The 22,036-nt window shown below is 40.8% G+C and carries 24 protein-coding genes; 2 read left to right on the top strand and 22 right to left on the bottom strand.

The genetic code is table 11. The features are described 5' to 3' along the window. Window positions 1-505 precede the first annotated feature (505 nt). The 21 genes from GWR21_RS14945 to GWR21_RS14840 form a co-directional block, all read right to left on the bottom strand. Window positions 506-2,242, bottom strand: coding sequence for a hypothetical protein (locus GWR21_RS14945; protein WP_162332527.1), 1,737 nt, complete (start codon window positions 2,240-2,242; stop codon window positions 506-508). Between the two features lie 11 nt (window positions 2,243-2,253). Beyond that, the gene (locus GWR21_RS14940) at window positions 2,254-2,592 is read right to left on the bottom strand and encodes a hypothetical protein (protein ID WP_162332526.1); all 339 of its coding nucleotides are present in this window, start codon (window positions 2,590-2,592) and stop codon (window positions 2,254-2,256) included. Continuing rightward, complete coding sequence (locus GWR21_RS14935; protein ID WP_162332525.1) at window positions 2,589-3,536, bottom strand: hypothetical protein; 948 nt, start codon at window positions 3,534-3,536, stop codon at window positions 2,589-2,591. The genes GWR21_RS14940 and GWR21_RS14935 overlap by 4 nt, the downstream gene beginning before the upstream one ends. 1 nt (window position 3,537) lies before the next feature. After that, window positions 3,538-4,779, bottom strand: coding sequence for an AAA family ATPase (locus GWR21_RS14930; protein ID WP_162332524.1), 1,242 nt, complete (start codon window positions 4,777-4,779; stop codon window positions 3,538-3,540). A 6-nt stretch (window positions 4,780-4,785) separates the two neighbouring features. Then, complete coding sequence (locus tag GWR21_RS14925) at window positions 4,786-6,666, bottom strand: DNA methyltransferase family protein (RefSeq protein ID WP_162332523.1); 1,881 nt, start codon at window positions 6,664-6,666, stop codon at window positions 4,786-4,788. An 18-nt stretch (window positions 6,667-6,684) separates the two neighbouring features. Next, window positions 6,685-6,960, bottom strand: a complete 276-nt coding sequence (locus tag GWR21_RS14920; RefSeq protein ID WP_162332522.1) for a hypothetical protein — start codon at window positions 6,958-6,960, stop codon at window positions 6,685-6,687. A 270-nt stretch (window positions 6,961-7,230) separates the two neighbouring features. Beyond that, window positions 7,231-8,205 carry a hypothetical protein gene (locus GWR21_RS14915; protein WP_162332521.1) on the bottom strand — a complete coding sequence of 325 codons (975 nt, stop codon included), beginning with the start codon at window positions 8,203-8,205 and terminating at the stop codon, window positions 7,231-7,233. Window positions 8,206-8,293: 88 nt separating this feature from the next. Next, the gene (locus GWR21_RS14910) at window positions 8,294-8,920 is read right to left on the bottom strand and encodes a hypothetical protein (protein WP_162332520.1); all 627 of its coding nucleotides are present in this window, start codon (window positions 8,918-8,920) and stop codon (window positions 8,294-8,296) included. A 50-nt stretch (window positions 8,921-8,970) separates the two neighbouring features. Then, the gene (locus GWR21_RS14905; protein ID WP_162332519.1) at window positions 8,971-9,450 is read right to left on the bottom strand and encodes a peptidoglycan recognition protein family protein; all 480 of its coding nucleotides are present in this window, start codon (window positions 9,448-9,450) and stop codon (window positions 8,971-8,973) included. 12 nt (window positions 9,451-9,462) lie between these two features. Further along, complete coding sequence (locus GWR21_RS14900) at window positions 9,463-10,506, bottom strand: peptidoglycan-binding domain-containing protein (RefSeq protein ID WP_162332518.1); 1,044 nt, start codon at window positions 10,504-10,506, stop codon at window positions 9,463-9,465. A gap of 1 nt (window position 10,507) precedes the next feature. Then, window positions 10,508-11,212 (bottom strand): annexin, encoded by a 705-nt coding sequence (locus GWR21_RS14895; RefSeq protein WP_162332517.1) that lies wholly within the window; start codon window positions 11,210-11,212, stop codon window positions 10,508-10,510. Between the two features lie 54 nt (window positions 11,213-11,266). Continuing rightward, the gene (locus GWR21_RS14890) at window positions 11,267-11,449 is read right to left on the bottom strand and encodes a hypothetical protein (protein WP_162332516.1); all 183 of its coding nucleotides are present in this window, start codon (window positions 11,447-11,449) and stop codon (window positions 11,267-11,269) included. Next, window positions 11,446-12,255 (bottom strand): hypothetical protein, encoded by an 810-nt coding sequence (locus GWR21_RS14885; protein WP_162332515.1) that lies wholly within the window; start codon window positions 12,253-12,255, stop codon window positions 11,446-11,448. Before GWR21_RS14885 ends, GWR21_RS14890 begins: the two co-directional genes overlap by 4 nt. Before the next feature lie 317 nt (window positions 12,256-12,572). Then, window positions 12,573-12,926, bottom strand: a complete 354-nt coding sequence (locus GWR21_RS14875) for a hypothetical protein (RefSeq protein WP_162332513.1) — start codon at window positions 12,924-12,926, stop codon at window positions 12,573-12,575. Between the two features lie 154 nt (window positions 12,927-13,080). Next, window positions 13,081-13,455: a hypothetical protein gene (locus tag GWR21_RS14870; RefSeq protein WP_162332512.1), complete on the bottom strand. Its 375-nt coding sequence runs from the start codon at window positions 13,453-13,455 to the stop codon at window positions 13,081-13,083. 37 nt (window positions 13,456-13,492) lie between these two features. Next, window positions 13,493-14,068: a glycoside hydrolase family 24 protein gene (locus GWR21_RS14865; RefSeq protein ID WP_202929093.1), complete on the bottom strand. Its 576-nt coding sequence runs from the start codon at window positions 14,066-14,068 to the stop codon at window positions 13,493-13,495. Window positions 14,069-14,071: 3 nt separating this feature from the next. Then, window positions 14,072-14,806: a hypothetical protein gene (locus GWR21_RS14860; RefSeq protein WP_162332511.1), complete on the bottom strand. Its 735-nt coding sequence runs from the start codon at window positions 14,804-14,806 to the stop codon at window positions 14,072-14,074. A 58-nt stretch (window positions 14,807-14,864) separates the two neighbouring features. Then, entirely contained in the window at window positions 14,865-15,527 is a 663-nt protein-coding gene (locus tag GWR21_RS14855) for a hypothetical protein (protein ID WP_162332510.1), read from the bottom strand. A 39-nt stretch (window positions 15,528-15,566) separates the two neighbouring features. Then, the gene (locus GWR21_RS14850; protein ID WP_162332509.1) at window positions 15,567-17,309 is read right to left on the bottom strand and encodes a hypothetical protein; all 1,743 of its coding nucleotides are present in this window, start codon (window positions 17,307-17,309) and stop codon (window positions 15,567-15,569) included. 2 nt (window positions 17,310-17,311) lie between these two features. Continuing rightward, window positions 17,312-17,791 (bottom strand): hypothetical protein, encoded by a 480-nt coding sequence (locus GWR21_RS14845; protein WP_162332508.1) that lies wholly within the window; start codon window positions 17,789-17,791, stop codon window positions 17,312-17,314. Next, window positions 17,788-17,973, bottom strand: coding sequence for a hypothetical protein (locus GWR21_RS14840; RefSeq protein ID WP_162332507.1), 186 nt, complete (start codon window positions 17,971-17,973; stop codon window positions 17,788-17,790). Before GWR21_RS14840 ends, GWR21_RS14845 begins: the two co-directional genes overlap by 4 nt. 1,529 nt (window positions 17,974-19,502) lie before the next feature. Between GWR21_RS14840 and GWR21_RS14835 the strand changes: the two genes are divergently transcribed. Both GWR21_RS14835 and GWR21_RS14830 read left to right on the top strand, forming a co-directional pair. Next, a complete protein-coding gene (locus GWR21_RS14835) occupies window positions 19,503-20,984 on the top strand; it encodes an aminotransferase-like domain-containing protein (protein WP_162332506.1) in 1,482 nt (493 codons plus the stop codon). A gap of 107 nt (window positions 20,985-21,091) precedes the next feature. Continuing rightward, window positions 21,092-21,295 (top strand): hypothetical protein, encoded by a 204-nt coding sequence (locus tag GWR21_RS14830; RefSeq protein WP_162332505.1) that lies wholly within the window; start codon window positions 21,092-21,094, stop codon window positions 21,293-21,295. A 49-nt stretch (window positions 21,296-21,344) separates the two neighbouring features. On the opposite strand, the gene GWR21_RS14825 is transcribed toward GWR21_RS14830, so the two are convergent. Continuing rightward, entirely contained in the window at window positions 21,345-21,749 is a 405-nt protein-coding gene (locus tag GWR21_RS14825) for a hypothetical protein (RefSeq protein WP_162332504.1), read from the bottom strand. Window positions 21,750-22,036 lie beyond the last annotated feature (287 nt).

The following is a 22,036-nucleotide window of genomic DNA, read 5'->3' as shown; positions in this document are numbered from 1 at the left end:
GTTAAAACTGTGATTAACTCGTTAATTTATTACGTTCCTTTTCTTAAGTTGCAGACTTTGCACACCGATAACATAAACATATGGAAGAAAAATGGAAAACTTGGAATGTATAAACAAAAAGCTCAACTGCGATGAGGCTGAGCTTTTGCGACCCATGTAAGGGAAACTAAGCTAATAATTAATTTAACGGGTATGGATGAAATTTTGCTGAATCCGTTTACTATTACTTCATAATAATTCGAGGCAATCGTAGGCCGATTTGGATTTAATGTGATTATGTTACCTCAGCAATATCATTTTAGTAATATTTTACTTCTTAAAGCATCGAATTCAAATTTTCAATATGAAAAATATAGTTTTAACATTCCAGGTATGATAATCAGAAATTACTGCTTGTATCTTTTTACAAAGGTGTAAGATCACGTTCTTCTGAAATAAGTTCGGCCAAATAATAATTATTACATTTAATTTCCTTAATTCTTTTAGATGTATATTGTATGGATCACTACGCAGCTTGTATGTCCTTAGGTTCAAAAATATCCATTTCGCCCCCTTGATTATATCGCCCGGATTGTACCGCCCTGCCTTTCTCTGGTACCTCGATTACTACGTCCACATCATGCTGAGCTTCCTGCGATCCTCGGAATTGTCCAGCCTTTGTAACCTGGTAGACGTAGATAAAAGACTTACGTGGATACCTTTCTTTGAGTGAACGGAGATCGTTCGGGGTTAACCTGAGCCGCGTCACACTATCCAGCACGATAAAGTCATAGGGACTAAGGTCATCTGGTAGCTTCCCGGTAACATGTAGGCAGGGATGTTTCACTGCCTCTATCTTCTGCTGTAAAGTATGGCTTAGCTTCTCCTCTCCGGCAACAAAAAGTGTTTCTCCGTGATGTTCTGCAAGATATCCGGCAAAATCGGCACAGAGATAGCTTTTCCCCATTTTGGGCCTTGCACTTACCATAGCGGAAAAACCCGGGGCAGGATCTCCAATAAACTCTCTCCACTTGCCCATAAACCCTAATGTCTCAAACTGCATCCCCGAAAAAGCCATGCTGTTCATTACTATATCATCGCCCGGTCCCGCCAAAGGCTGCGCATCCGTGTCATCCATACCATTCAATTTCTCTTTTTTATCACAGTCAGGACAGCAACCATCTAACACCTCGTTAATGCCATTCAATACTGTCGAATGCAGTTTTAGAGTATCGGAAGGCTTTGCTTTGTCTATAAACTGTTTTAATGAAGTAATTATCCGTATGATCTTCTCCCGGTATGGATCTGTTTTGCTAATCTTCCCTTTGTCCAGGGCAGTTGAAACAAGGCTATGCAAGCGTTTTGCCTTTTCTTTGTCGATGTTCTTACCCTGCATCCCCATGTATCGTTTCATGTAAGATACAGACAAACGAACCTGCTCTGAACCGGCAATCTCCAAAAACTCGATCAATACAGAATCCCTAACCTTTATTTCTACTATCCTGCCCATATCATTATATAACTTAACAAGATTTTTCTGTATATAGTCGATCTGGTGGGCATAAGGGGAGCTTTTACGGACGCGTTTTTCAACAATTGCTTTCTGTAAAGCGCTAAGAAAGTTGAGTATCTGCATATCAGTCTTCTTCTTTCCATGCATCAGTAAATAACGCTTTATAAAACGCACATCCTCGCTAATACGCTCAACTTTTGTGGTTTTACCTACACTAACACGAGGTTTAGATGCTGATGGCCTAGGCTTGTTTTGTTGTCGTTTTTTAGCAGGTTTTCCTACAGGCTTGGTTGGAGCTGATCCTCCTAGCTCTTTCAGTAGCTCGTTGTAAATACTGCGAAGCGGAAATTTATAATCTACCTTCTGACCAGCCACTTTGGTCACAAAAATCTTGTTACTTCGTAACTGAGCTTCTTCTTTTCCATTGTACACTCCTACCATACCTTTGTTAATAGCTTCGGCTGTCTCGCCGTAGCTGACAGAAGAATGTATCAGCTTTTTAGCTACTTCCCGTGCTTCATTTTCGGTAGGAGAAGTTTGGCCTCCCCGTTGTTTGTTCAGGTAATCGGAAAAGTCAGCTAGGTATTGATCTACGGCGGCCTTTATGTCATTATCGGCATTATAAAAATCCCATGTGGAATGATCTTCAGTTACTTCCTTTACATAATCATAACGTTCCCGGAGATCTGCGGAAAACCGACTGGGATCTATATCCTTTACTTTTTCAAAATAATTTTTCGACGTTATCATAAACCGCCTGTTTAATTAATGTTTTTCTTTAGCTGTAGGGCTTTTGCCCTTAATGCAAGTAGCTTTATTTTATTGAGCCTCACTTCATCTGTCGATTCAGTGCTTACTGAAAGTATATCTGTAAGGATCAAGCGATCTTTATACAGGCTGTAGATGGTAGCACATATCACAGCGTCTGTCTGAACAACAATAAATAAAAGTCGTTGTTGAGTTTCTGCATCCGCATGTCCCAAAGCGATAATCGCTTGTTCATATCTTTCAATTAATTGTTGCAGGTCTCCAGGTAAAACCTCAACTTCGATACCTCCCTTTTGCAGCAGAAATGGAAACTGTGAACTGTATAGGCTCATTGTTCCAGTTTTTCAGCCAGATCGTCAATAGTCATACTTATATCCCTTATTGCTCTGTCTTCAGAAAGAGTACCACCGAAATAATAACGATGCATAGACTGTAATTTTTCACTGTAACCACTAGTTTCCAATAAATTTTTCAATTGTATCGCATTCATTGGAAACCCCATGCTCGGGGGCATTTCCATTTTAAAATGATCAAATGCTCCAATGGCACCCTTAAAAGCATCATACCTCATGAATCGTGGATCAGAAGTGAGCAGAGCAATCAAATTGCGATCAACGGGTTCTTCATAGTCTTTTACAGGCACAACACAACCGACATATAATTCACGTCCATTTGTAAGCGCAGAACCATTTACGATATTTATTTTAACCCTAATGCCAGCCAACGTCAACATCTCTGCGAGAATAACTGCGGCAATACCTGCATATAACATATCCTTCGCCGCTGCCAACCCCGGCACGTCACAGGAAATGAATATTTCTACAGCATGGCGGTCGCGGCTCTCCTGGGGGAACCATGCAAACAAGTCCTTTGTAGCAGTGCGTACCACTATGTTATTTCTTTGCGTCTTGGCTCGGTATAATGTCATTGCCGCGCGATCAAAACTGAAGACACCCAATCCCAATGCATTAAAATCCAGCTTACGTTTTTTGATTCTGTTAATAATGCCAGTGGACAGTTTATCGCTTACTTTGCTATATATCCTTTCTATCAATTCGGGATCTTTATATAGGGTGATCCCCTCGGCAAGTTCTCTGTATGACGTGTTTGTTCCATACCAATTGGGGTCGGAACGGACTTTTGCATCTACTTCCTTTTCAGTATATCTCGATTTATGATGCCTATTGAGTGGCGAAAGATACTCCCATGAATGCTCCAGCCATTGCCGATATTGTAATAAGTTACTAAAATCGTCCTTTAATATTGCTTTAGGCATGTTACATCATTTTATTGATTGGAAGTGACCGGTACTGATACAGGGAGAACAGCCCCGTATAGTCTATTTTCTGTTTCAGGTTTACTCGTTGTACGTCAGTAAATGTAGATAAATAGCTATCTATAGCTGATTTGAAAGTCTTTCCTTCATCTGATTTGACACCATCCCTGCCGTTATTTTTATAACGCTGCATTTCCAGAAAGTAAGCATCCTTGGCATTCTGCATAAAGCGGAGTGACAGCTGTGCCTCATACTTCAATTCTTCAACGGCTCCCCGTAGTTTATCACAGATACTCCAAAGCATATCATTCTGAACAATTCTCCTTTCAATCTTCGGGTTCTTCTCAATAAAATATACACTTCCAGAAAATCTATCTAACAGCGATAAATCCTGCTTATTGTTAGCTCCGTAGGCCATGCTATCTTTATTTGGATAAACATTCCCAGTAGCAATGCAAGCAAAATTAGAATGTTTGGTAAAGCTCTCCTTTCGAGCGTTGAAGATAACGGCGTTCGAAATTCTGCTTTTTGCGAGTGCATCATTAAACAATCCGGCAGTATTGGGGTCTATCTTGGGTAATTCATCCAACACCAACACGTAGCCTTGCCTCCATGCTTCGATTAGTTTACCTTCCACATAGCCATCCATCGATTGCCCCCCAATGATCTCGGTAGGCGAAGTCCACTGTGAGCAGTTGATAGTTATATGTTGTCTCCCCAAAGCCTGATGCGCTACAAGTACTTCGGCCAAATATGTTTTGCCAGTACCAGCTCCCCCGATTAAAAGCACATTACTGCCAAGTACTAAGTCGTCTACAATCTGTTGAAAGGCATCAACTTCCGGCTTTTCTAACCCCAAAGTTACTACCTGTGGGAGTTCATAACGGATGACCTGCGGCTTCTGGTCTTTGAGTGCGACAAACAATTCCCGAAACTCCTTTTCCAAATTGGCGCTGATGGCTAGGGATGGAACGAGTTTGGGCTTTTTACGGGAGGCTGACTGTGTTGGTGTCAGTGCCTTATGCACGTTCTCTTCATCTTCATTCCTTTGATCATTCCCATTGTCTTCATCAGGTGAACCTATTTCCATGTCAAGTTGTTCCGTCAATAACTTGTCCATTTCCAACGCAGTGCTATTGGCCACTGTAAAGCCTTTACTTAACTGTTCAACCATACGATACCGCTTCATAGTGGCATCATCCTGCAGATCAATAATACCTTTATATTTTACTACGCTATACATGCTACTTTAATTAAAATCGGAAACCTCCTGTTTGTCTCGTAACGCCAATGCTCGTTGCCTAAGATACCGTAGCTTTTCCTCATAAACAGGAACACCGCTAATACCACGTTGACGTTTGCGACGTTCACTTTCTACGCGCATCCGTAGTAGTTCTAGCTCTGCTTGTGCTTCCAGCTCTAAAGTGTTTATTTGTTCCATGCTATCATCATCTTGTGCATCAATACCGGGGCGCTGCCAGTCCGCAGAATGCAGGTAGAAAGGACTGCCATCTTCATTAATAGCGATAAGCCGTACACGAACGCCAGTGCTATTGAAAGCATTCCTGAAAGCCTCTTCTATTGGCTCACTCACATAAGCGTTCTTCGTTCTTAATAATTCCCTAAATGATTTCTCTTTTTTGAATTTTCTGAAAAACAAACCTTCACCTACAATGGCTACCAATCTTCCACCAGGTTTCAAAAAAGTCAATGCATGGATCACATGATCAGCATCTTTACCATTCTCGAAAGGTGGGTTCATAAGTATTCGATCAAACAGAGGGGAAGCTGGTTTCAGCTGTAAAAAGTCACTCTCTTTAACCCCATAACCTTTATCTCGTAGAATTGCGGTCAAATCTTTATTAATTTCAACAGCATAATAAGAAAGTCCCTCACCATTAAACTTATCTCGGACAACATCTAATATGTCGCCCTTACCTGCTGACGGGTCAAGTATGTAATGATTTGCCTGTAATTCGCCGATAGTAATCATCCTTTCTACCAGTGGACGCGGCGTTGGGAAAAATCCTGGTATATCACGACCCCATACCTGACGCTCTAGTTCACGTGTTCTTTGGACATTTTCTTCTTCCTGATAATTAACAGATAATGAATCTTTCAGTAATACTTGTTTTTGCTCTTCAGCAGTACCCCAATCTGCAAAAGTGTCAATCCCAATTCTGTTAAATTCTTCGATACGGTTCACAAATGTCTCCTGCGCCCAGTTTTCCCGCCAATCCCCCCTAATGGCTCGTTCTAATAAGTTGAGCATACCAACTTGAGATTTAGTACGAATATTTTCCAATAGAGGGAACTTGCTGATATTACCCGAACGATGTGCATTGGCAAGTGCATACAAAACCTTTTGCGTATCCCTTAAAATACGTCCCTCCGCTTCAAGCCCTTCCACTATGCGATTTCTTCTGTGAGTAGGACGTTGTCGGGAAGTAGCAGAATTGAATTTCTCATCAATGGATTTTTGCATTCCATCGGCAAGTACCTGGAGACGATCAGCAATTATAGATCCGTCCGGTGGGGATGTATCGTTTTCCTGTATCTCGTCTTCTTCAACCGGCTTGTTAAAAAATTTTTTAAAGTAGAGGATGCCGCCGGAGATCAGATTGTTTACAATAGCAGTAAGTTCCAGCGCCTTCTTGGTATTAAAATTCTTTGGTGGTTCAGACTTTACAAAGAACTCTGTGTAGTCGCGTAATTGGTTATATTCTTTTTCGCTTCTTATCCTCGCCCAAAAATGTTGCTTAATGTATTGCGTAGTGTCTATCTCTACTTCCTCATTAGCCCATTTTTCAGCCAGAGCGCGGGATAGTGCGTTATCCTTCGCATACCACATAGTCTGTCGCTCCGAAAACTGGAATTTGTGATCCCGTAGTATCTTCCGGGTAGCCTCTGTTGGTCGTGCTGAGCCAAATCGTATCTCAATTCCATCAGGAAGTTTGCGACCATTAGCATCAGTTCGTGTAGTATTAAAACTGATCTCTGGTTTTTGCCGAGTTACCTCCCCCAATAGTTCATCCTGCGTATAAGGGAACGCAGCGGCATGTTCAGGCGCTGTGTTATACACCTGAACATTGCCATGAATGATAATCCTTATTTGTTGGGCTGTGATCACTTTTATTTAAGAAAGTAATTAAGAAAGGATTTTTTTACCTAGCCTGCGATGATGAGCGATGATAGCCTTCTGTAATGCCACGGGCAGATTCCTTTTTTGTTTGGTGGTCAGCTTGAAAGTACCTGGAACACCGTTGAGGCAACCTCGCTTCTTACGTCTCTGTTTCTCTTCTTTACCTTCAGAAGCCAGCACACGCCCTGCGCGGGAGCTACCTTTTGTAACTAACAAGTGTCCTGCATGACTGATTCGAAACGAAGGGGCGCACTTACCGCTTTTTCTCTTTCTTTTACTCATAGCTTTCATTTATAATGATTAGAAAATGAGAATCGTATTTATATCAGTTGCTGATCGGAGCTGTGCTATTCACTCCTGATATTGACTTAGAAGTTTGTTTCACTCTGATTTGCTTCACCAATGCCTCCCCAATCAGGGAACCGATAAATGCGCCCACCATCGTATATGGTGTAACTTCCTTTCTGGCAGCTTTGGCGTACGAATAGCACAGTAGCGAGGTCATAAGGGTTGTTGTCGAGATAACTATTTTTTCAGTATTGTTCATGATAACTAATGTTGCAGAGCCATATAGGTTATCGTACTGCTTAGTATGATCATACCAGCTGTCAGTAGTTTGCTCCGTGCCCGATGCTGCTTTACCTGCTTCTGTAAACCAAGATTGTCATTAATTAGTAGTTGTTGCTGTGCCAGATTTCGATCATAATTTACTTGTAGGTAATTGTAACGTAGCTCTTGTGTAGCGATTGTACTGTCTTTCAATGCCACTTGTTCGGTCAGGGAAGCCGTTAAGCTATTATATAAGCTATCTTTCTCCATGCATGAGACAACTAAATCACCGGTCAGACTAGCAAGGCTATCACAATTCACCAATCGCTCCTCAGTATTAGTAAGGATAGCCGTATTTCTGATCCGTTGTCGTAAATTTTTCTGTAGACCAGCGTTTGACTTGAGCGAATGTAAGAGGGCAGTTCTCGTATCTATAACCTGTTGTTCAAGGATAGTATTCTGTGCGTCTAGTTCTGCTATACGTTTACTATAAGCTGCCACTGTTTTCTTTTGTTCCTTTAGTTCTTTATCAGTCAGCATTGTCTTGGATACAATATTATCTTTATGTGTTACATCATTACAGCTTTTAAAAAGCTGGCTGGTGATTAGTGTTACAATTAAGCCCAATGCGAAGAAAAGGGAACGTGCAATACCCAACGCGCGCTTAACAATAGGCTTTTGCGCAATTGAAGTTATCTTTTGCATATTTTCTTTTGAAGGTGAGTGATATCGTCCCTTTTTAAACCTATTTTTTGAAGGACTAGGTGGTGGCGATTTTTTTTCGAGGCTATATCCTAAGCATCCAGCAACGACAAGGCCGCCAAGAATAAAGAACATACATTCCGGCATAGATCTGCTGAAAAGCGGTTGAACTATCCAACTGGTTAGTAATACTAGAAATGACATACATATTGTAATTTCACGCAAGGAATACTGTCCATCCTTATCTCGTAGTAATGCCAGCAGAAATCCTTTCATAATATTTTCGATTTAACAAAGTGATAAGAAAGTAATGTAAGAGCTGTTGCTGCCAGTGTACCTGTAATAATCATCGCAGGTACAGAGTTTATGCCGCCTCCCCCAAAGGGGGAGACGGAAGGTGAGATGTTAATACTGCCGGTAATTCGGCTTGTTCCAACAGCGTATAAGTAAACTTATTGCCGTATAATTTTTTATGCTGGGCGCATAGCTGCATAAATGCAGCGAAATCGGTAGCATTTGCAAAAACTTGGCAACCTGCTGAATGCCCTGAGACATACTTGGTAGTACCTGTTATCTCGGCTCTATGTATATTAATGCCGAACATACCCGTTTGCTCCTTACCAGATCCAAAATCCAGTAGTCCGTTTTTATTGAAATCCCGGATTACTGTTACCGGTGCTTGCTGCACCAGTGCCGTATATAATCCACGATGTAAGCCAGTTGCATAACAATTAAAATATTGCCCTGCTTTTAGTATAGCAGTACCGGCATTATTTATAGGCTGCTTCAGGTAGTGCATTCCGGGATCGGTCGTTATCGGATAGTTTAGCAATTTCCATTGCGTACCATCAGAATAAAAGACAAAAATGGTATCATCGAACGCATTAGGTACATTGGTAGCTGCTCGAATGCCTACTATATTCAATTCATATGGGCGCGAAAAGACCCTATACCCTTTCGCAGAAAGGGCCTGCTTCAATTGTTCGGTCATAATATTATTATTATCAGAAGAAAGAGGAGGCTACATGAATACAGGAGATATTACGCTGCACGTAGGAAGGCAGGAACATAGTCGGTTATCCACTGTTGTAGACTGAACCCAGGATTCGGATAAGCATATAAATATACTTTGTCCGCAGGGACAATTTTTGCATTCGGATACCTTTCCAACAACTGCACTAATTTGTTAAACAATGTGTCATTTTGACGTTCAGTGCGACAATCTATATGGTTACCTTCCTTATCCAATCCCCCAATGAGAGCTATTTCTATAGTGCCATCAGTGCTTAAAGGCTTTTTTAGGGATAATAGCTTTCCTGCCCTCGTTACAAGGAAATGATAAGGGAGCTTGTCCATCTGACTGAGTAACATATCAGATTTAGTCCCCGTGCTATGCACAACTATGTATCGGATATTGTTAGACTTATATCCGGTCTTACCTTTTGCAGCTGATGCGCGAGACGAGGATCTGATTACTCGTAAAGTACTTCTGTCACGAAAAAGAGTTCTTTGTTTTTTCATAATAAAACTGGATTAAAGATGTTTTATACAATTTGAATGAACTAGAAAATAACGACCATTATTGATGAAAAGCACGTATTGAAGTCTTCTTGCTACTTCATTACCTAATATCATATGCGGAGGTACTGTCACAGCAGTTGTAGCATTAATCCAAACCTTTGCAGGAACAACAGTAAGTATAGGAATACCATCTATTCCTGAGAGACTCCATTTATTCCCGTCATAAGTAAGTCCCATTGTCGCAAATGCTAGACGAAGTTGTTGCTTCTGTGTAGAACTGCTGAAGGTATCCAGTAAACCAGTCACAAGCGTCTTACGAACACCAGCAAGACGAAATTGCTTAAACCCCTCACTAACGGTGCTATAGTCAGTGCTACTCTTTATATTTTTCAACAGTGATAATACTGCACTGAAGTCACGCCTAATTGTCGCATTATAAATTTTAGATGCTAGATTAGAAATATCTGAACTGCTACCTGCTGTACTTTCACTTCCCTGTGTCAATACGTTGAAGAAGGTTTCAGAAATACTGAGCGGCATTTTAAGTTTTTTCAGTGCGTTTGTCGTCTCCGTGCCAAAATCACCATCTGCGCCATATTTAGGTAATGTCGCATTGCCATACTTACGGATAAGCGCCTCTTGCAACCGACGGACATTTTCACCCTTACTTCCCTTTTTGATGGGAAATTCATCTGTTGATTTCGTACTCTTTCCTCCACCTGCCGGTATAGATACGGAAGGGATATCAATCCTGTCCTGAATAGGACGACTGGTACCAGGTGTAAGGGGATCTATAATAACGCCCGAAGGGTATGTGCCAGCTCTGCCTCCTCCTGTATTCTGGAGTAAAGTATCATCGAGGTTTGCACCTCTTTTTGCTTTACGAGATTTCATATACTGCCAGCCCAGATATCCCAATACACCAATTGCTCCGAGAGAAAGAGTTGTTAGCACTATTTTTCTGCTAGTTACTGCGCTAGTCCTTGATTTACCGGCTGTTGCTTGCACTTTGACGGTACGACTTCCTGTTGTCTTCTTTTGTTTTTTTAACGCCATGTTATTTAGGCTTTTGCGTTATGACCTGCATGTAAGTTGGATACTCCCAGAACTCCAGTTCTCCTTTCAAATCAGTTATCAGATCGCGACCATACATTGAATTGTAAATAGTACCGGTCTGAACAAATGCGGATTGCGTAGGTATTTCGTTAAACACCGCATTGATCGCGTCTTCATCAGTACCCGGAAATGGACCATAGCTTTTGTCGAAAGCCGCTTTCAAACGTGAAGCCCAACTCTGATACTGTACAAGGGGCAATTGCTGTGTGGGTGTATCAGCATTGTACTTCTCAGGTTTAGCTGAAATAATAGCCAGCATTTCGTTGTACTCAGAACTTTGCAATTCATTCTCCATATCACGTAATAAGGAACGACTATATAATTTTTCATAACTATCGATTACCTGTCGCATCACTTGCTTTGAAGGTAGACGGACTATAGTTTCCCGGATGGCATTTATATTTGTTCCGAACCAACCGTCATTGTTAAACGCCATGCGCAATTGCTTTGCATATGTCGCAGCACTACCATCCAGATAACTCTTGTTCTCCTCTGCATCTGCCAGTCTTTTACGAATAACATTACGGGCAATGATAACCGCGCCACCTATGAGGACAATTCCTACTAATCCAAATGTCATTTTTTCTTTCAATGTAAGTCCCATCGCGAGTTGTGCTCGATTACTACGATAATGTTTCGGATACATGGCATCGATTATGAATTATATTATTACATTCCTTGACACGGTAATATGCAAGTTCTAAAGGCCGAGATAGGTTTTCGCCATTGCTGTCTTTATGGGATCATATGTGACAACCTGGGCTAATTTTGCAAGCTCTTTAGCCGACAACATTGCTGCAAGTACGGTAAGGGCTTTTATCTTCTCCTCAGCGTCCTTTTCCGTCCGAGCCTCAATTGTGAACTTAAAATTGTGTTTTGTCATTTGTTTGATTTTTCAGTTAATAATGCAATGATTGTAGGAATTTGCGCCGGATGCTCCATCAGGTAGCCAATGATGTTCAATACTCCAATGATTTGCTGTTCGTTGAGTTGTTGTTGCATTTGCTCCAACAGGGCGAGGCGGCTACGTGTATGTTCATCAAGTTCTTCCGTTTTGCTATAGCTGGCCTGTCCTTCCTCTGATGCAGTACGATTACCCTCAGCTATTTTAGGGGCATCCTCCATATCCAATAAACCAGATAGGCTCTGTGGCAGCTTGTGAGCATGATTGCGTAATACACCCATAAGAATAGAAGCACCAAGATCTCCCCATTTCATCATTTTACCCTTACTAGCCAGCTCCAACTCTGTAATGCGATTTTGCAACGTACTGGCATATTCTTCGGCCTCTTCCAACTGCCCTACTGTTTCCTGTAATTTGTCCCGTAGACGGCTAAGCTCATAATCACGATCTCTCTCAGACAGCCTCTGCGCTACAATCTGGTCTATTTCGCCTAATGTTGCAGGTTGTTCTACTGACTGTTGATTATGATGAAAGGAAAATGAATAACGGGTATTCCTATTAGTTCCTGGTCCATCATATAACAGAAAAGAAACGTTACGTGTATTTGTCCTGATCTCTTGCTCATAGTCGTCAAACTCACTCAGGTCATTGGTGCGGGGTACTACTTTGAAACCATCGACAATAATCTCATAATCACGAGGCCTACCTTTATCTGCCTCTCGCTGTAGGCTGCGACGTAAGCTGTCAATGCGGCTCTGTTCATAGCATTCTTCTACAATAGGCATATATTGTTTTTTATTTTGGTACTGCCTGTACAAACCGAACATGTATCGGTCTATCACCTGCATAGCTCTTTATTTCTATTACTCCTGTATGCTCATACTGTAATTCATTGCTTAGATTGACGGATAGATCAAAGAAACCGGAGGCACTAATTATTTCCACCATTTCCACTGGCTCTATAAGTACCCAGAGTTCGTTATACGCAACTATTTCTATTTTACTACCTGATCCCAGAACTATATGCCGAAACAACACGTTATATCTGTCTCCATGTCCCAACTCTATCATACGCCTTTTTATGTATTCCATAACTAATGCACTATTCATGGCAGGGAACGTTATAAAGGTCATTAATTGTAACCCAAAGATGAATGGATACACGGTAGCTCAGATTACGGGCCATCGTAATGCCCCAGTTATCTGTATATACACCACTAAGTACACTGGGAGCCGCTATATCAAGTATATCTGGTTCTTTTGATGCAGATTGTGGAATAGTACCTGTCCCGATAAACGACCAGGGAATAAAACCTGCTTCGAAAAAGCGATAACCGAGATCTGTCGGTAGCAATGTGCTTTGTTCCACCATTACATAACTGCTATAACACATGTCTGTCGCATCCGGTGATTTCAGCGTAAGCAGCCCAGCCGTAAAATCCCACCTCCAGGGCATGAATGCGCGGCAATATCGGCTGCGTATACTTGTCTCTATTCCCTTTATTCGTATTACATCGCGTGGAAGTTTTATTTGAAAACATACCCGTTGCCCTTTTTTTCGAATAAGTACGTTCGAGCAAATAACAGCACTCAGTAATTTGTTGGACATGTTAATCAGTTTGAACGCAATTGAGATATAATGAAACCCGATAGACTTCAAACGGAACCCTGTTATCCTCGCGGTCTATGTAAGTAATCCTAACTTGTCCATTTCCTGTAGGCATATCACCAATTTCATAATAGCGGAGATTAGGAGAGAGATTAATGCCAGACATAAGCAATTTCGATTCGTAGTTCTCTGGTACTATCTCGCCTTTATTCATTTCTATACGTTGGCTACCTCTGTAATAGAGCAAATCATCTTTATCGGATGTAATCAGAATACCTTTTACATGAGTGATGTTCTTGTCTAATTCAAAAGTCTGGCTGACGGTCTGAAGCGCAACAGTGATGGTGATATCAAATCTTTTTTTGACAATACTCATAATTCTAGGTTTGTGGTAAAGTAAAAGCAGCTTAGGATTAAGCTCCTGCCGCTGGGTTGCTATGTAAGTTGATATACTGCCCGCCTGCCAATGTATAAGCCTTCATCATGGCATCTAGGCTTTTCTCTCCCTGTCCATATCCTGCTCCTGGAAAACTGGCCCACACCTTCCGGCATTTGTAGATTGCTGCAACTGTATTACCCGCTAGTACATCAGCCAATGCTCCCTTTTGCCATATTATCTCTACCGCCGCTCTATCCTGTGATGAAGGAGAAAAATCAGTAAGCCGAAGCGTCTGTTGAAGATTAGACCACGTACTATAGAGAAACTGATATGCACCTGCCGCTGTAGAACTAAAACCACCTATTGTTACCGTTATATTCGGATGATGTTCTAAGCTATTTATCAGACGCCCGCCGAAAAGAGTACGATAAGCGTTCGGCCCAAGTGTACCTTCAGCATATTGTATCATCAACAAAAAGGCACGGAGATTTTGTAATCCAGTGTTACTATCTAGCTGTTGCTTATTCTTTATTGCGAAGGTCTTGTTGTATAACAACAGGAAGATGGGGACAAGTAAGATAATGCTGAAGGTTTGCCAAACCAAGCGCATAATTTATGGTGTTGTGATAGTGCCGTGCAAAGAGCAATATATGTAGGTATTGGCCGGTATTCCGTCCTGTGTGCCTAACTCGACGGTCGCCTCGATAAGTACATCATCAACGATCAGGCGCGGATTGCTCAACTTATAGTATCCGATAGGTACAAAATGGAAGCTGTTGGTCTTAAACATTGCAATGGATGTTTCTGGCACCAATTGTTTTTTATTAGCCTTCAGATTGAACTCTCCATTAACAATGGCTGGAAAGCCTTCTAGCGCCTTAAAATCAGTAGCAACGATTTTATCTTTTGTCGCATCAGCAGCAGTGCCAGCCAGTAATGTTATACCGCTGACCAATAGTGCCTGATTTTTAGGCAGCTTGGCATTGCTGATATTACGCAATCCTACCTCACGATCATCCTGCGGTTCCCATAATTTTATAGTTCGGCTGGATACAGGCTTTATACTGTATATCATGGTATCAGCAAGGCGAAGATCACCACTTTTTAGACCCGCTTGTATATATGCAGGTATTTCATTGAAGTGCTTTTCCATTTCGGCACGACTTCCCTTCGAAGGGGAAGCAGGAGACGCTAGTTTATTAATGGTACGCTGGCGCTTAATAGGGTTCATCCTTTTCAATGCGCCTAGCAACTCTTCACCTTCAAGGCCGTCCAGCCCAAACAACGCACCGGCATTATTGTATTCTTCAGCAGCACCCAAACTGCTAAGTCCTTCTAGTCCTAACATAAAAATATTTTTATTGTAGTTGATATTTGATTGGTATATACTATTTGAAAGCGAGATGCTAAAAATTATAGTCCGAAACATCTGTAAAGCCGATACTTGCGCCTTCAAGCTCCGTATTCCCCATAGTCGTGCCTTGCAGCTCTCCTTCGGATAAAGAACCAATTACGCCAATGTCTTCCGCACCTTGAAGTCTCGCCAACCCAACATCAGCTAAGCTTTGTTCAATTTCATCAAGCGCTCCCATTCCATACAGTTCAGGATTATCAGATGCTCCAGACATTTGCGAGTAGTCGAAATATTGCAATGCACCTACAGTACCGTTAACTGCATCTTTCTTAACAAACTTGTCGAGGTAAGTGCGTTGCAGCATACTGTCTTTAAATGCCTGCACTCGCTCCTTTGCACCGTCTAAGCCATCTACACCACTTATTGAACCACCCACAATATTACCTCCTGCCATCATTCCAAGACCGAAAGTGCTGGCTAGTGTATTACCTGCAAAGTGACCAATACCTGTAACCCCCAGGCCGACTAAAAAAGCAGGTTTTCCAATCAGCGCAGCTACCAAGCCGCCACCCAATACTCCAATCAGTAGATCCTTACCAGTCTCCATAGCGGAATGTTTAATGTCTCCCTTTGTATCCAACCTTGAGGAGAGTTTGGCCAGCGTAGCTTGCTTTGTCGCTGCTTTTTGATATCTATTCTTTTTTCCTTTTGCCATTGTTAGTTTTTTTGTAAGAAATGATATGTTATGTCCATCCTACATTAATGCTATCGGCGTTTTGCGATTTTTACTTTTCCCCCTGTTACTATCACCTCGTGGCTTACGGTGATAGTTCTTGTTACATGGAGGGCCATTAAGTGGTCTGGAGTGTGCCTTAGCTGGTACAGATGACTTACGAGTTAACGCATATGCACCGATCACCCCCACGCCGATGCCTACCGGAATTATCCACTTCTTATTGTTGTTCCAGAACCCTTTTTTCACATCTGCGGAAGATGTTGCCGCTGAAGTATCTTCTGTTTCCGTACTGGTGTCGGACGCACTCCGCATCATAGCAACAGAGGAAGTAGAGTTTTCATTACTGTTATCAGAAGTAGTAAAAGTGGATGCAGCGGCGGCTGTTGCTGGATTAGTCGCAGCGGCGGCAGGAGCGGCATCCTTAACAGCAGCAACATCTGTGTCCGCCGCCGCTGCTGCCTCTTCAGAGAAATCTTCGCTGCCTTCAGTCTTTTTTCCTTTAAATATGTCGCCTATCTTTTTCAACGATGCGGCTATAGCTGCGATAACAGATGAAGCAGCCGCTACGGATGCAAGAGTTGCAGGTTCTCCTAATTCACCGAAACCCTCAAAACCTTCCATCCCACGCACGTTTTCGTCATAGTAAATCTCAGGACCAAGTAACTGTGGAAGGGGGGTATAGATGTTCATGCCCATAATACCATCGTCTTGCACAACGGCACCCAATCCAAGCAAGCCATTCACTGCGTGATCTTTATTGCCTTTTCCTTTCAGAATTGCTTTTTTCATATTGGCAGGATTACCACCAGCATTTGAAAAGATATCTTCCAGCTTTTGCCTGGTTTTAACAAGCTGCTGATATCGTGCGATGTCAATTCCCTTCGCTTTGGCCGCATTCGGAGAAAGATAACTCCAGCGTAAGCGACTACCAATCTTACCAATATTCAGTTTCATTGCTACCAGTACACCGTTACGGAGCGCCAATGTTACTGGATTCACCTTATTAGCAACGTTGAGTATCTTTTTGAAGAAACCTTTTTTCTTTTTCTTCCCTGTACCTGGCACAGCATCAGGGTTTTTCATCGGATCGTTATCCTCTGCTTGTTTCTTTTTTTTCTTTTTGCCAAATAACCCCAGCTCGCCAAAATCGTCATCTCCATCAAGACCATCTACAATGCGATCATCCTTGCTAGTATAAGGAAGAAGCGCATCTAGGCCGTCTAAATATTGTAAATCCATAAGCATATCTTTTTTTTCAGAATAAGGAACTTCGTAATCAAATTTGTCCGTAACACAGTCTACCGTAACGCATCTATCTCCATAAGGAACGACCGGATATATGTGTTGAAAGTGCGGCTTCGAATATTTCGTTATTCTCAGTATGTGTGGTATCCTTAGATTGCAAAGGATACTACTGATAAACGTGGTGTAACAATCGCAGTCAACACCTTTTTTCCTGTCCACCCAGCTACGACGGGGGCTACGCACTTGCTCAAAGCCGTCCCTATCTTTTCTGTACCGTATATGATCGTACACGAAATGCCAGATATTACGGCAGGTTTCATAAGTATTTCTTCCTTTCAACACATTAGCAATACCTTGGGTCTGTTGCAAGGTTGCAGGAACTATCTTTTTTATAAATGCCAGGGTATCACCTACCGTAGCATCGGTTTTTATAGTTTTGATAATTCCAGTAGCCGTAGGGAATAGATGTGCATACTTTGCTCCATCTTGCACTTGCCTGTTAGTCGCTGCCTGCATGGCTATTTTTTTAAAGTGATGTCTGTTGAGCTGTTATAGGGTATTCGTGACCAACCCAAGTCAATAGTTGTGATAACTGTAGCTGACAACTTTACCGGCTTTTTATCAAACAACGCTTTTATGATGCTGTAAGCACCCGATGCAATACTTATCACAGGTAACTCTACCATCATACTATCAATCACCACTTGCCCAAAAGATGGAATCTGTATATCCTTATCGACTACCTGACTGCTGCCAAGTAAAGAACCCTCATATGTGATTCTGATATATGGAAACTTTACTTTAAAACTGGCACGGGTGGGGTTTTTGAGAAGAGCGTCTATTCTCAACGTAAGCGCCGTCCAGGAGAGGCTATGTACATATGCTTTAGGAATAATTTCAAGCTGTACACTTGCCCGGCGCATATTGTATAGATAGCTTCCACCGGCCACAGCGCCACCAATTATAAACGCTCCGGCTAAGAACTTACTCGTAGTCATTGACCAGATGATTTACGTTTGCGATCATAATGATCCGCCAGAATCTTGAACCCTAGCCAAATACCACCGCCAATTACTGCCTTTAATCCATAATCAAGTAAGCCGCTAACATCAACATTTGCAAGTAATAGAGTACCGGTAAGTAATACATTGCTGAAATATCCGCTTGTTTCTGTTTTCATGTTTGAGTTTTAAAATGTCATTTATTGACAACACAAAGATGCAATACCTCTAAAGCCCTACTTTCCAGCATTTACAAGAAAATGCTCACTTTTAATCAACTCTCGTAATTATGTTCGAATTTGCTCAATCTTCGTTCAACGGTATTTCCGACGGCAATCCAATTTTTTCGATAATCACACTTACTTGACGAGTAGTATAGTAATAGCCATGTCGTTCTCCAATCTCAGCTAAGAAAGGTTGGAGCCAACTCTTAAACGTACGTCTGTTTACTCCATACAACCTTGCCATTGCAATAATCGTATAGGCTTGCAGTTTGAATGTACGACCTGTTGCGATCGTGGATTTTGATGTGTTCATGTTTGCTATTTATTTTATTTAAGATTGGAGAAAACTGCTATAAATAACTGACCGATAGAGAAGAGACAGTAGATCAAATGCCTTCAACTTTATTAGATGTCTTCGGCAGCTGTTGATATATGAGGGTTTATTTCGATTACTATATCTGAAGAAACCAGTAACAAGAACATTATACTCCTGACGATAACCAGGAACATCTATACGCCTTTGTGAAAGTTTCCGGTGCTGCATTTTGGTTGTAATATATCCGTCTTGGTAATTGGGGTGGAACCATACTGAAGGCTGTGGCAGATACACGGACCGTTCAAGATATATTGCTTCGTGGGCTAACAAAATACGCTCACAAAACTCGTTAAATGATCCCTCAATTATCTCAGGAAAATTGAGGTACGTTTTTATAAACGAAAGCGAGCGTCTTTGTTCATCTTCACTAAAAGATTGCTCTGGCCATAAAACGGCACGGGAAAACTGCCAGGCTGCATGGCAAAGGGAATGTGATGTTGAATAATCGATTTGTGAGATTGGAATAATGCGGGTCATATCTTCGTTTTTATGGAAACAAAGATGAATAGTTGGCAGATAGTGCTTTCGCGGATTTAACCTGATTAGCTAAAAAAAGCCTCTTTAAATCTATTTTGTTTTGGTTTTATACATTTCGAGAAAAAAAGGATAAAAATGTTCGAATTTAATTACTGCATTTTGATTATGAGAGAATAAGGGTACATAGATATTTGCTATATCATGCTTTGTAGAACATTGGGATACTGATCTTCTTTCAAATGCATTTGACTGATAATCGGCTACCATTTGATTCCCATTTAAAATCTATTCTATAATAGTCAAGAAGGTTTAATACTGCATTAAAAATGTTAACATAACAGTTTTATTTATTGTGTGGCGTTACACCCAGAATAGAATTTAACATTAGTATAACGTTTTCGTCTAAATATAATAGGCCAGATTACAACTATCCATATTAGGCCAGATTGTTGTATCTTAATAGCACCTATTTTCGTATAAGCATTCAAGAAAGTATACCTATTAGAGCTAAAACGTAAATTGATGTAACTGTTATACCCATTTATAGCTATTGTCAGGTCTTCATATAACTAACCAAAAGAAGAGGATATAGCATATATATTGTTTTTGTTAAGACCATTTCCTATTTACTATGGCAGTATTGAGAAAGTGGAATACCATTCTATTTTTTGAAATTGACAGAAATAAAATTATTCATGACCAGATTGTGAATGGTATCACCCGTCAGATTAAAAGCGGTCATCTTGAGCCTGGTATGTTATTGCCAAGCTATAGAGAACTAGCAAGTTTATTAAAAGTGAATCGACATACGATTGCGCAAGCCTACGAGGAACTTGCGGATAAAGGCATTCTTCGTTCCGAAAAACGGAAAGGCACTTTTGTTGGGGAGGGGCTATTTTCTGAAAGACGGCAGTTTACACTCTCGGATGCCACCACTGATTTAATGCCACCGAATAGCAATTTTTCATATAATCAATTTGCAGAACAGATAGTTAGCTCCGAAATTCCGGCGGGACTTTGGAAAATACGTGTTGACGATGGTTATCCTGATCCTCAATTAGCCCCGACTGCCAAGTTTATATCTGCTTATAAGCGCATGTCCCTCCAAAGTGCAAGACAAAAGAAATCTGAATATGATGGAGGTAATAGTTACTATTTGTTAGCCCGTGAGATATGCAACATGTTACGTAGTCGGCGCAGTTTAAATCTAAGAGGGGAAAATATATGTATTATTCATAGTACTAGGATGGCTTTGTACATGGTTGCAAGAACTATCCTATTGCCAGGAGACAATATAGTGGTTGAAGATCCAGGCAGCTCTATTAGCTGGCAAACGTTCAGACAAGTCGGTGCAAAATTGATTCCGATACCAGTTGATAATGATGGTATATGCACAACAAAGCTCGAAGAAATATGCAAGGAGATGAAGATTAAAGCTGTCTTTATTACTCCCGGTTGTCAGTATCCTACTACTGCCACCCTCTCATTACAGCGGAAGAAACATCTTCAGGCATTATCAGAACAATACGGCTTTGCAATAATTGAAACAGATCATAACCATGAATTTTGTTACGATCCAGGTCTGACTTTACCTCTGGCATCTGACGGGATCGAGAGAAATACCATATATATCAGTAATGTTAGTAGAATGATGGCTCCTCTTAATTTAATGGCATTTGTTGCTGGTCCGAGAACGTTTGTACAATCGCTACGAGGGTTATATAATACAATATATCAACGAGGGGATGCTATTTTAGAACAAACTGTAACTGATATGATCAAATCTGACATAATTGGTCAGTATGCCCGCAGCAGTCTTAAAATTTATCAACATAAAAGGGACATTATGAAATATTTGCTGGATAGACATCTCGGCAAATATGCAAATTATAATCTTCCTTATGCTGGTTTGGCATATTGTATCAAAATTGATTCTCAATATGATATAAACACATTGCGTAGGAGAATAAGAAACAATAGTATTTGGATTCCCCCACAAGAGCTGATAGCATCTACTGATGGTAACCCAAACATCTTACGTATTGGTTTTGCTTCTCTTTCCAATCAGGAATTAGAGAGGGGGATAGTTGAAATTACCAATCTCCTAAAATAGAACTAGCCATTGTTAACCGCGGACAACATTAAGAACACATAAACGATAACCTTATTTAGCCTACAATAGATATACCAGTATACCCATTAAATTAAACACCACACATTATGAAAGAGAAAGAAGCATTTAGAATCAAAGCTATGAACACAAAAGAGCTTGCAAATTCCTATGGCGTGAGTAGAAGGGTTTTTAACACATGGCTGCAACCATTTATTGCCGATATCGGGCCTCGTAGAGGACATTATTTTACTACTTTGCAGGTAAAGATGATTTTGGATAAATTAGGCCCCTATAACCTTGGAGCCGAATAGACGCTAAAAATACGTTAACCACCTACTCAATCTTTTCATTTTATTTAACCTATTTTGAATTGTACTGTTTCATATCCTTTACACTCTTAAATTTTTTCAACTTCACTTGAAGATCTTTATTACTGGCAATCTCCATATCTGCCTGTTTGGATATTAACTGTGGATCTATACCTATATAATGGGCAAGTCTATGTATTTCGTGTAAACTGAAGTTGACCGGGGTTCTAAACTTAGCTGTAAAGTTTGTATGATTAACTCCCATTTCACTAGCCATTGCTTTCGTAAAAAGAGATTCTAGTTCTCTAAGAGAGATAAAATCACCAGACAAAAAAATTGACTTCAAAGACTTGCGCTTTGCAGCAATATCTTCAATTAAGGCTTCGACAGTCTTAATTTTTCTACCCCGTCCCTTTTTGGGAGCATCCTCTGGAGTTTCTTTAATTTTCTTTGCCATCCCGATATTGTTGTTCTGGTAAAAATCAATAAAGTAGTTGACAAACAATTATTTATCTACATAACAAAAATAAATATCTCATTACGAGTATTTTTGTCTCTTATTTGAGGATTTTTATTATTACTTTGCGCCTATAATTACTGATTTAGTATATAGCTGTAAATAATAAGTTCGCTTTTGGGCAGAAATTGTTATTTTGCGCTACTTATATGATATGAAGTAAGCGTTTAACGAATCTCGTCTCTCGAATCTCACAAATTTAAAGCGCGAGTGTAAGTTAAAGCGCC

It is taken from the genome of Chitinophaga agri (genome assembly GCF_010093065.1).
Taxonomy (GTDB): Bacteria; Bacteroidota; Bacteroidia; order Chitinophagales; family Chitinophagaceae; genus Chitinophaga; species Chitinophaga agri.
This window is presented reverse-complemented; position numbering and strand designations above follow the sequence as displayed.

Bases quoted from the DNA above. Each gene is read 5' to 3' on its own strand.
- GWR21_RS14945 (WP_162332527.1), bottom strand. From the start codon at position 2,242: ATGATAACGTCGAAAAATTATTTTGAAAAAGTAAAGGATATAGATCCC.
- GWR21_RS14940 (WP_162332526.1), bottom strand. From the start codon at position 2,592: ATGAGCCTATACAGTTCACAGTTTCCATTTCTGCTGCAAAAGGGAGGT.
- GWR21_RS14935 (WP_162332525.1), bottom strand. From the start codon at position 3,536: ATGCCTAAAGCAATATTAAAGGACGATTTTAGTAACTTATTACAATAT.
- GWR21_RS14930 (WP_162332524.1), bottom strand. From the start codon at position 4,779: ATGTATAGCGTAGTAAAATATAAAGGTATTATTGATCTGCAGGATGAT.
- GWR21_RS14920 (WP_162332522.1), bottom strand. From the start codon at position 6,960: ATGAGTAAAAGAAAGAGAAAAAGCGGTAAGTGCGCCCCTTCGTTTCGA.
- GWR21_RS14915 (WP_162332521.1), bottom strand. From the start codon at position 8,205: ATGAAAGGATTTCTGCTGGCATTACTACGAGATAAGGATGGACAGTAT.
- GWR21_RS14910 (WP_162332520.1), bottom strand. From the start codon at position 8,920: ATGACCGAACAATTGAAGCAGGCCCTTTCTGCGAAAGGGTATAGGGTC.
- GWR21_RS14905 (WP_162332519.1), bottom strand. From the start codon at position 9,450: ATGAAAAAACAAAGAACTCTTTTTCGTGACAGAAGTACTTTACGAGTA.
- GWR21_RS14900 (WP_162332518.1), bottom strand. From the start codon at position 10,506: ATGGCGTTAAAAAAACAAAAGAAGACAACAGGAAGTCGTACCGTCAAA.
- GWR21_RS14895 (WP_162332517.1), bottom strand. From the start codon at position 11,212: ATGTATCCGAAACATTATCGTAGTAATCGAGCACAACTCGCGATGGGA.
- GWR21_RS14890 (WP_162332516.1), bottom strand. From the start codon at position 11,449: ATGACAAAACACAATTTTAAGTTCACAATTGAGGCTCGGACGGAAAAG.
- GWR21_RS14885 (WP_162332515.1), bottom strand. From the start codon at position 12,255: ATGCCTATTGTAGAAGAATGCTATGAACAGAGCCGCATTGACAGCTTA.
- GWR21_RS14875 (WP_162332513.1), bottom strand. From the start codon at position 12,926: ATGCCCTGGAGGTGGGATTTTACGGCTGGGCTGCTTACGCTGAAATCA.
- GWR21_RS14870 (WP_162332512.1), bottom strand. From the start codon at position 13,455: ATGAGTATTGTCAAAAAAAGATTTGATATCACCATCACTGTTGCGCTT.
- GWR21_RS14865 (WP_202929093.1), bottom strand. From the start codon at position 14,068: ATGCGCTTGGTTTGGCAAACCTTCAGCATTATCTTACTTGTCCCCATC.
- GWR21_RS14860 (WP_162332511.1), bottom strand. From the start codon at position 14,806: ATGTTAGGACTAGAAGGACTTAGCAGTTTGGGTGCTGCTGAAGAATAC.
- GWR21_RS14855 (WP_162332510.1), bottom strand. From the start codon at position 15,527: ATGGCAAAAGGAAAAAAGAATAGATATCAAAAAGCAGCGACAAAGCAA.
- GWR21_RS14850 (WP_162332509.1), bottom strand. From the start codon at position 17,309: ATGCAGGCAGCGACTAACAGGCAAGTGCAAGATGGAGCAAAGTATGCA.
- GWR21_RS14845 (WP_162332508.1), bottom strand. From the start codon at position 17,791: ATGACTACGAGTAAGTTCTTAGCCGGAGCGTTTATAATTGGTGGCGCT.
- GWR21_RS14840 (WP_162332507.1), bottom strand. From the start codon at position 17,973: ATGAAAACAGAAACAAGCGGATATTTCAGCAATGTATTACTTACCGGT.
- GWR21_RS14835 (WP_162332506.1), top strand. From the start codon at position 19,503: ATGGCAGTATTGAGAAAGTGGAATACCATTCTATTTTTTGAAATTGAC.
- GWR21_RS14830 (WP_162332505.1), top strand. From the start codon at position 21,092: ATGAAAGAGAAAGAAGCATTTAGAATCAAAGCTATGAACACAAAAGAG.
- GWR21_RS14825 (WP_162332504.1), bottom strand. From the start codon at position 21,749: ATGGCAAAGAAAATTAAAGAAACTCCAGAGGATGCTCCCAAAAAGGGA.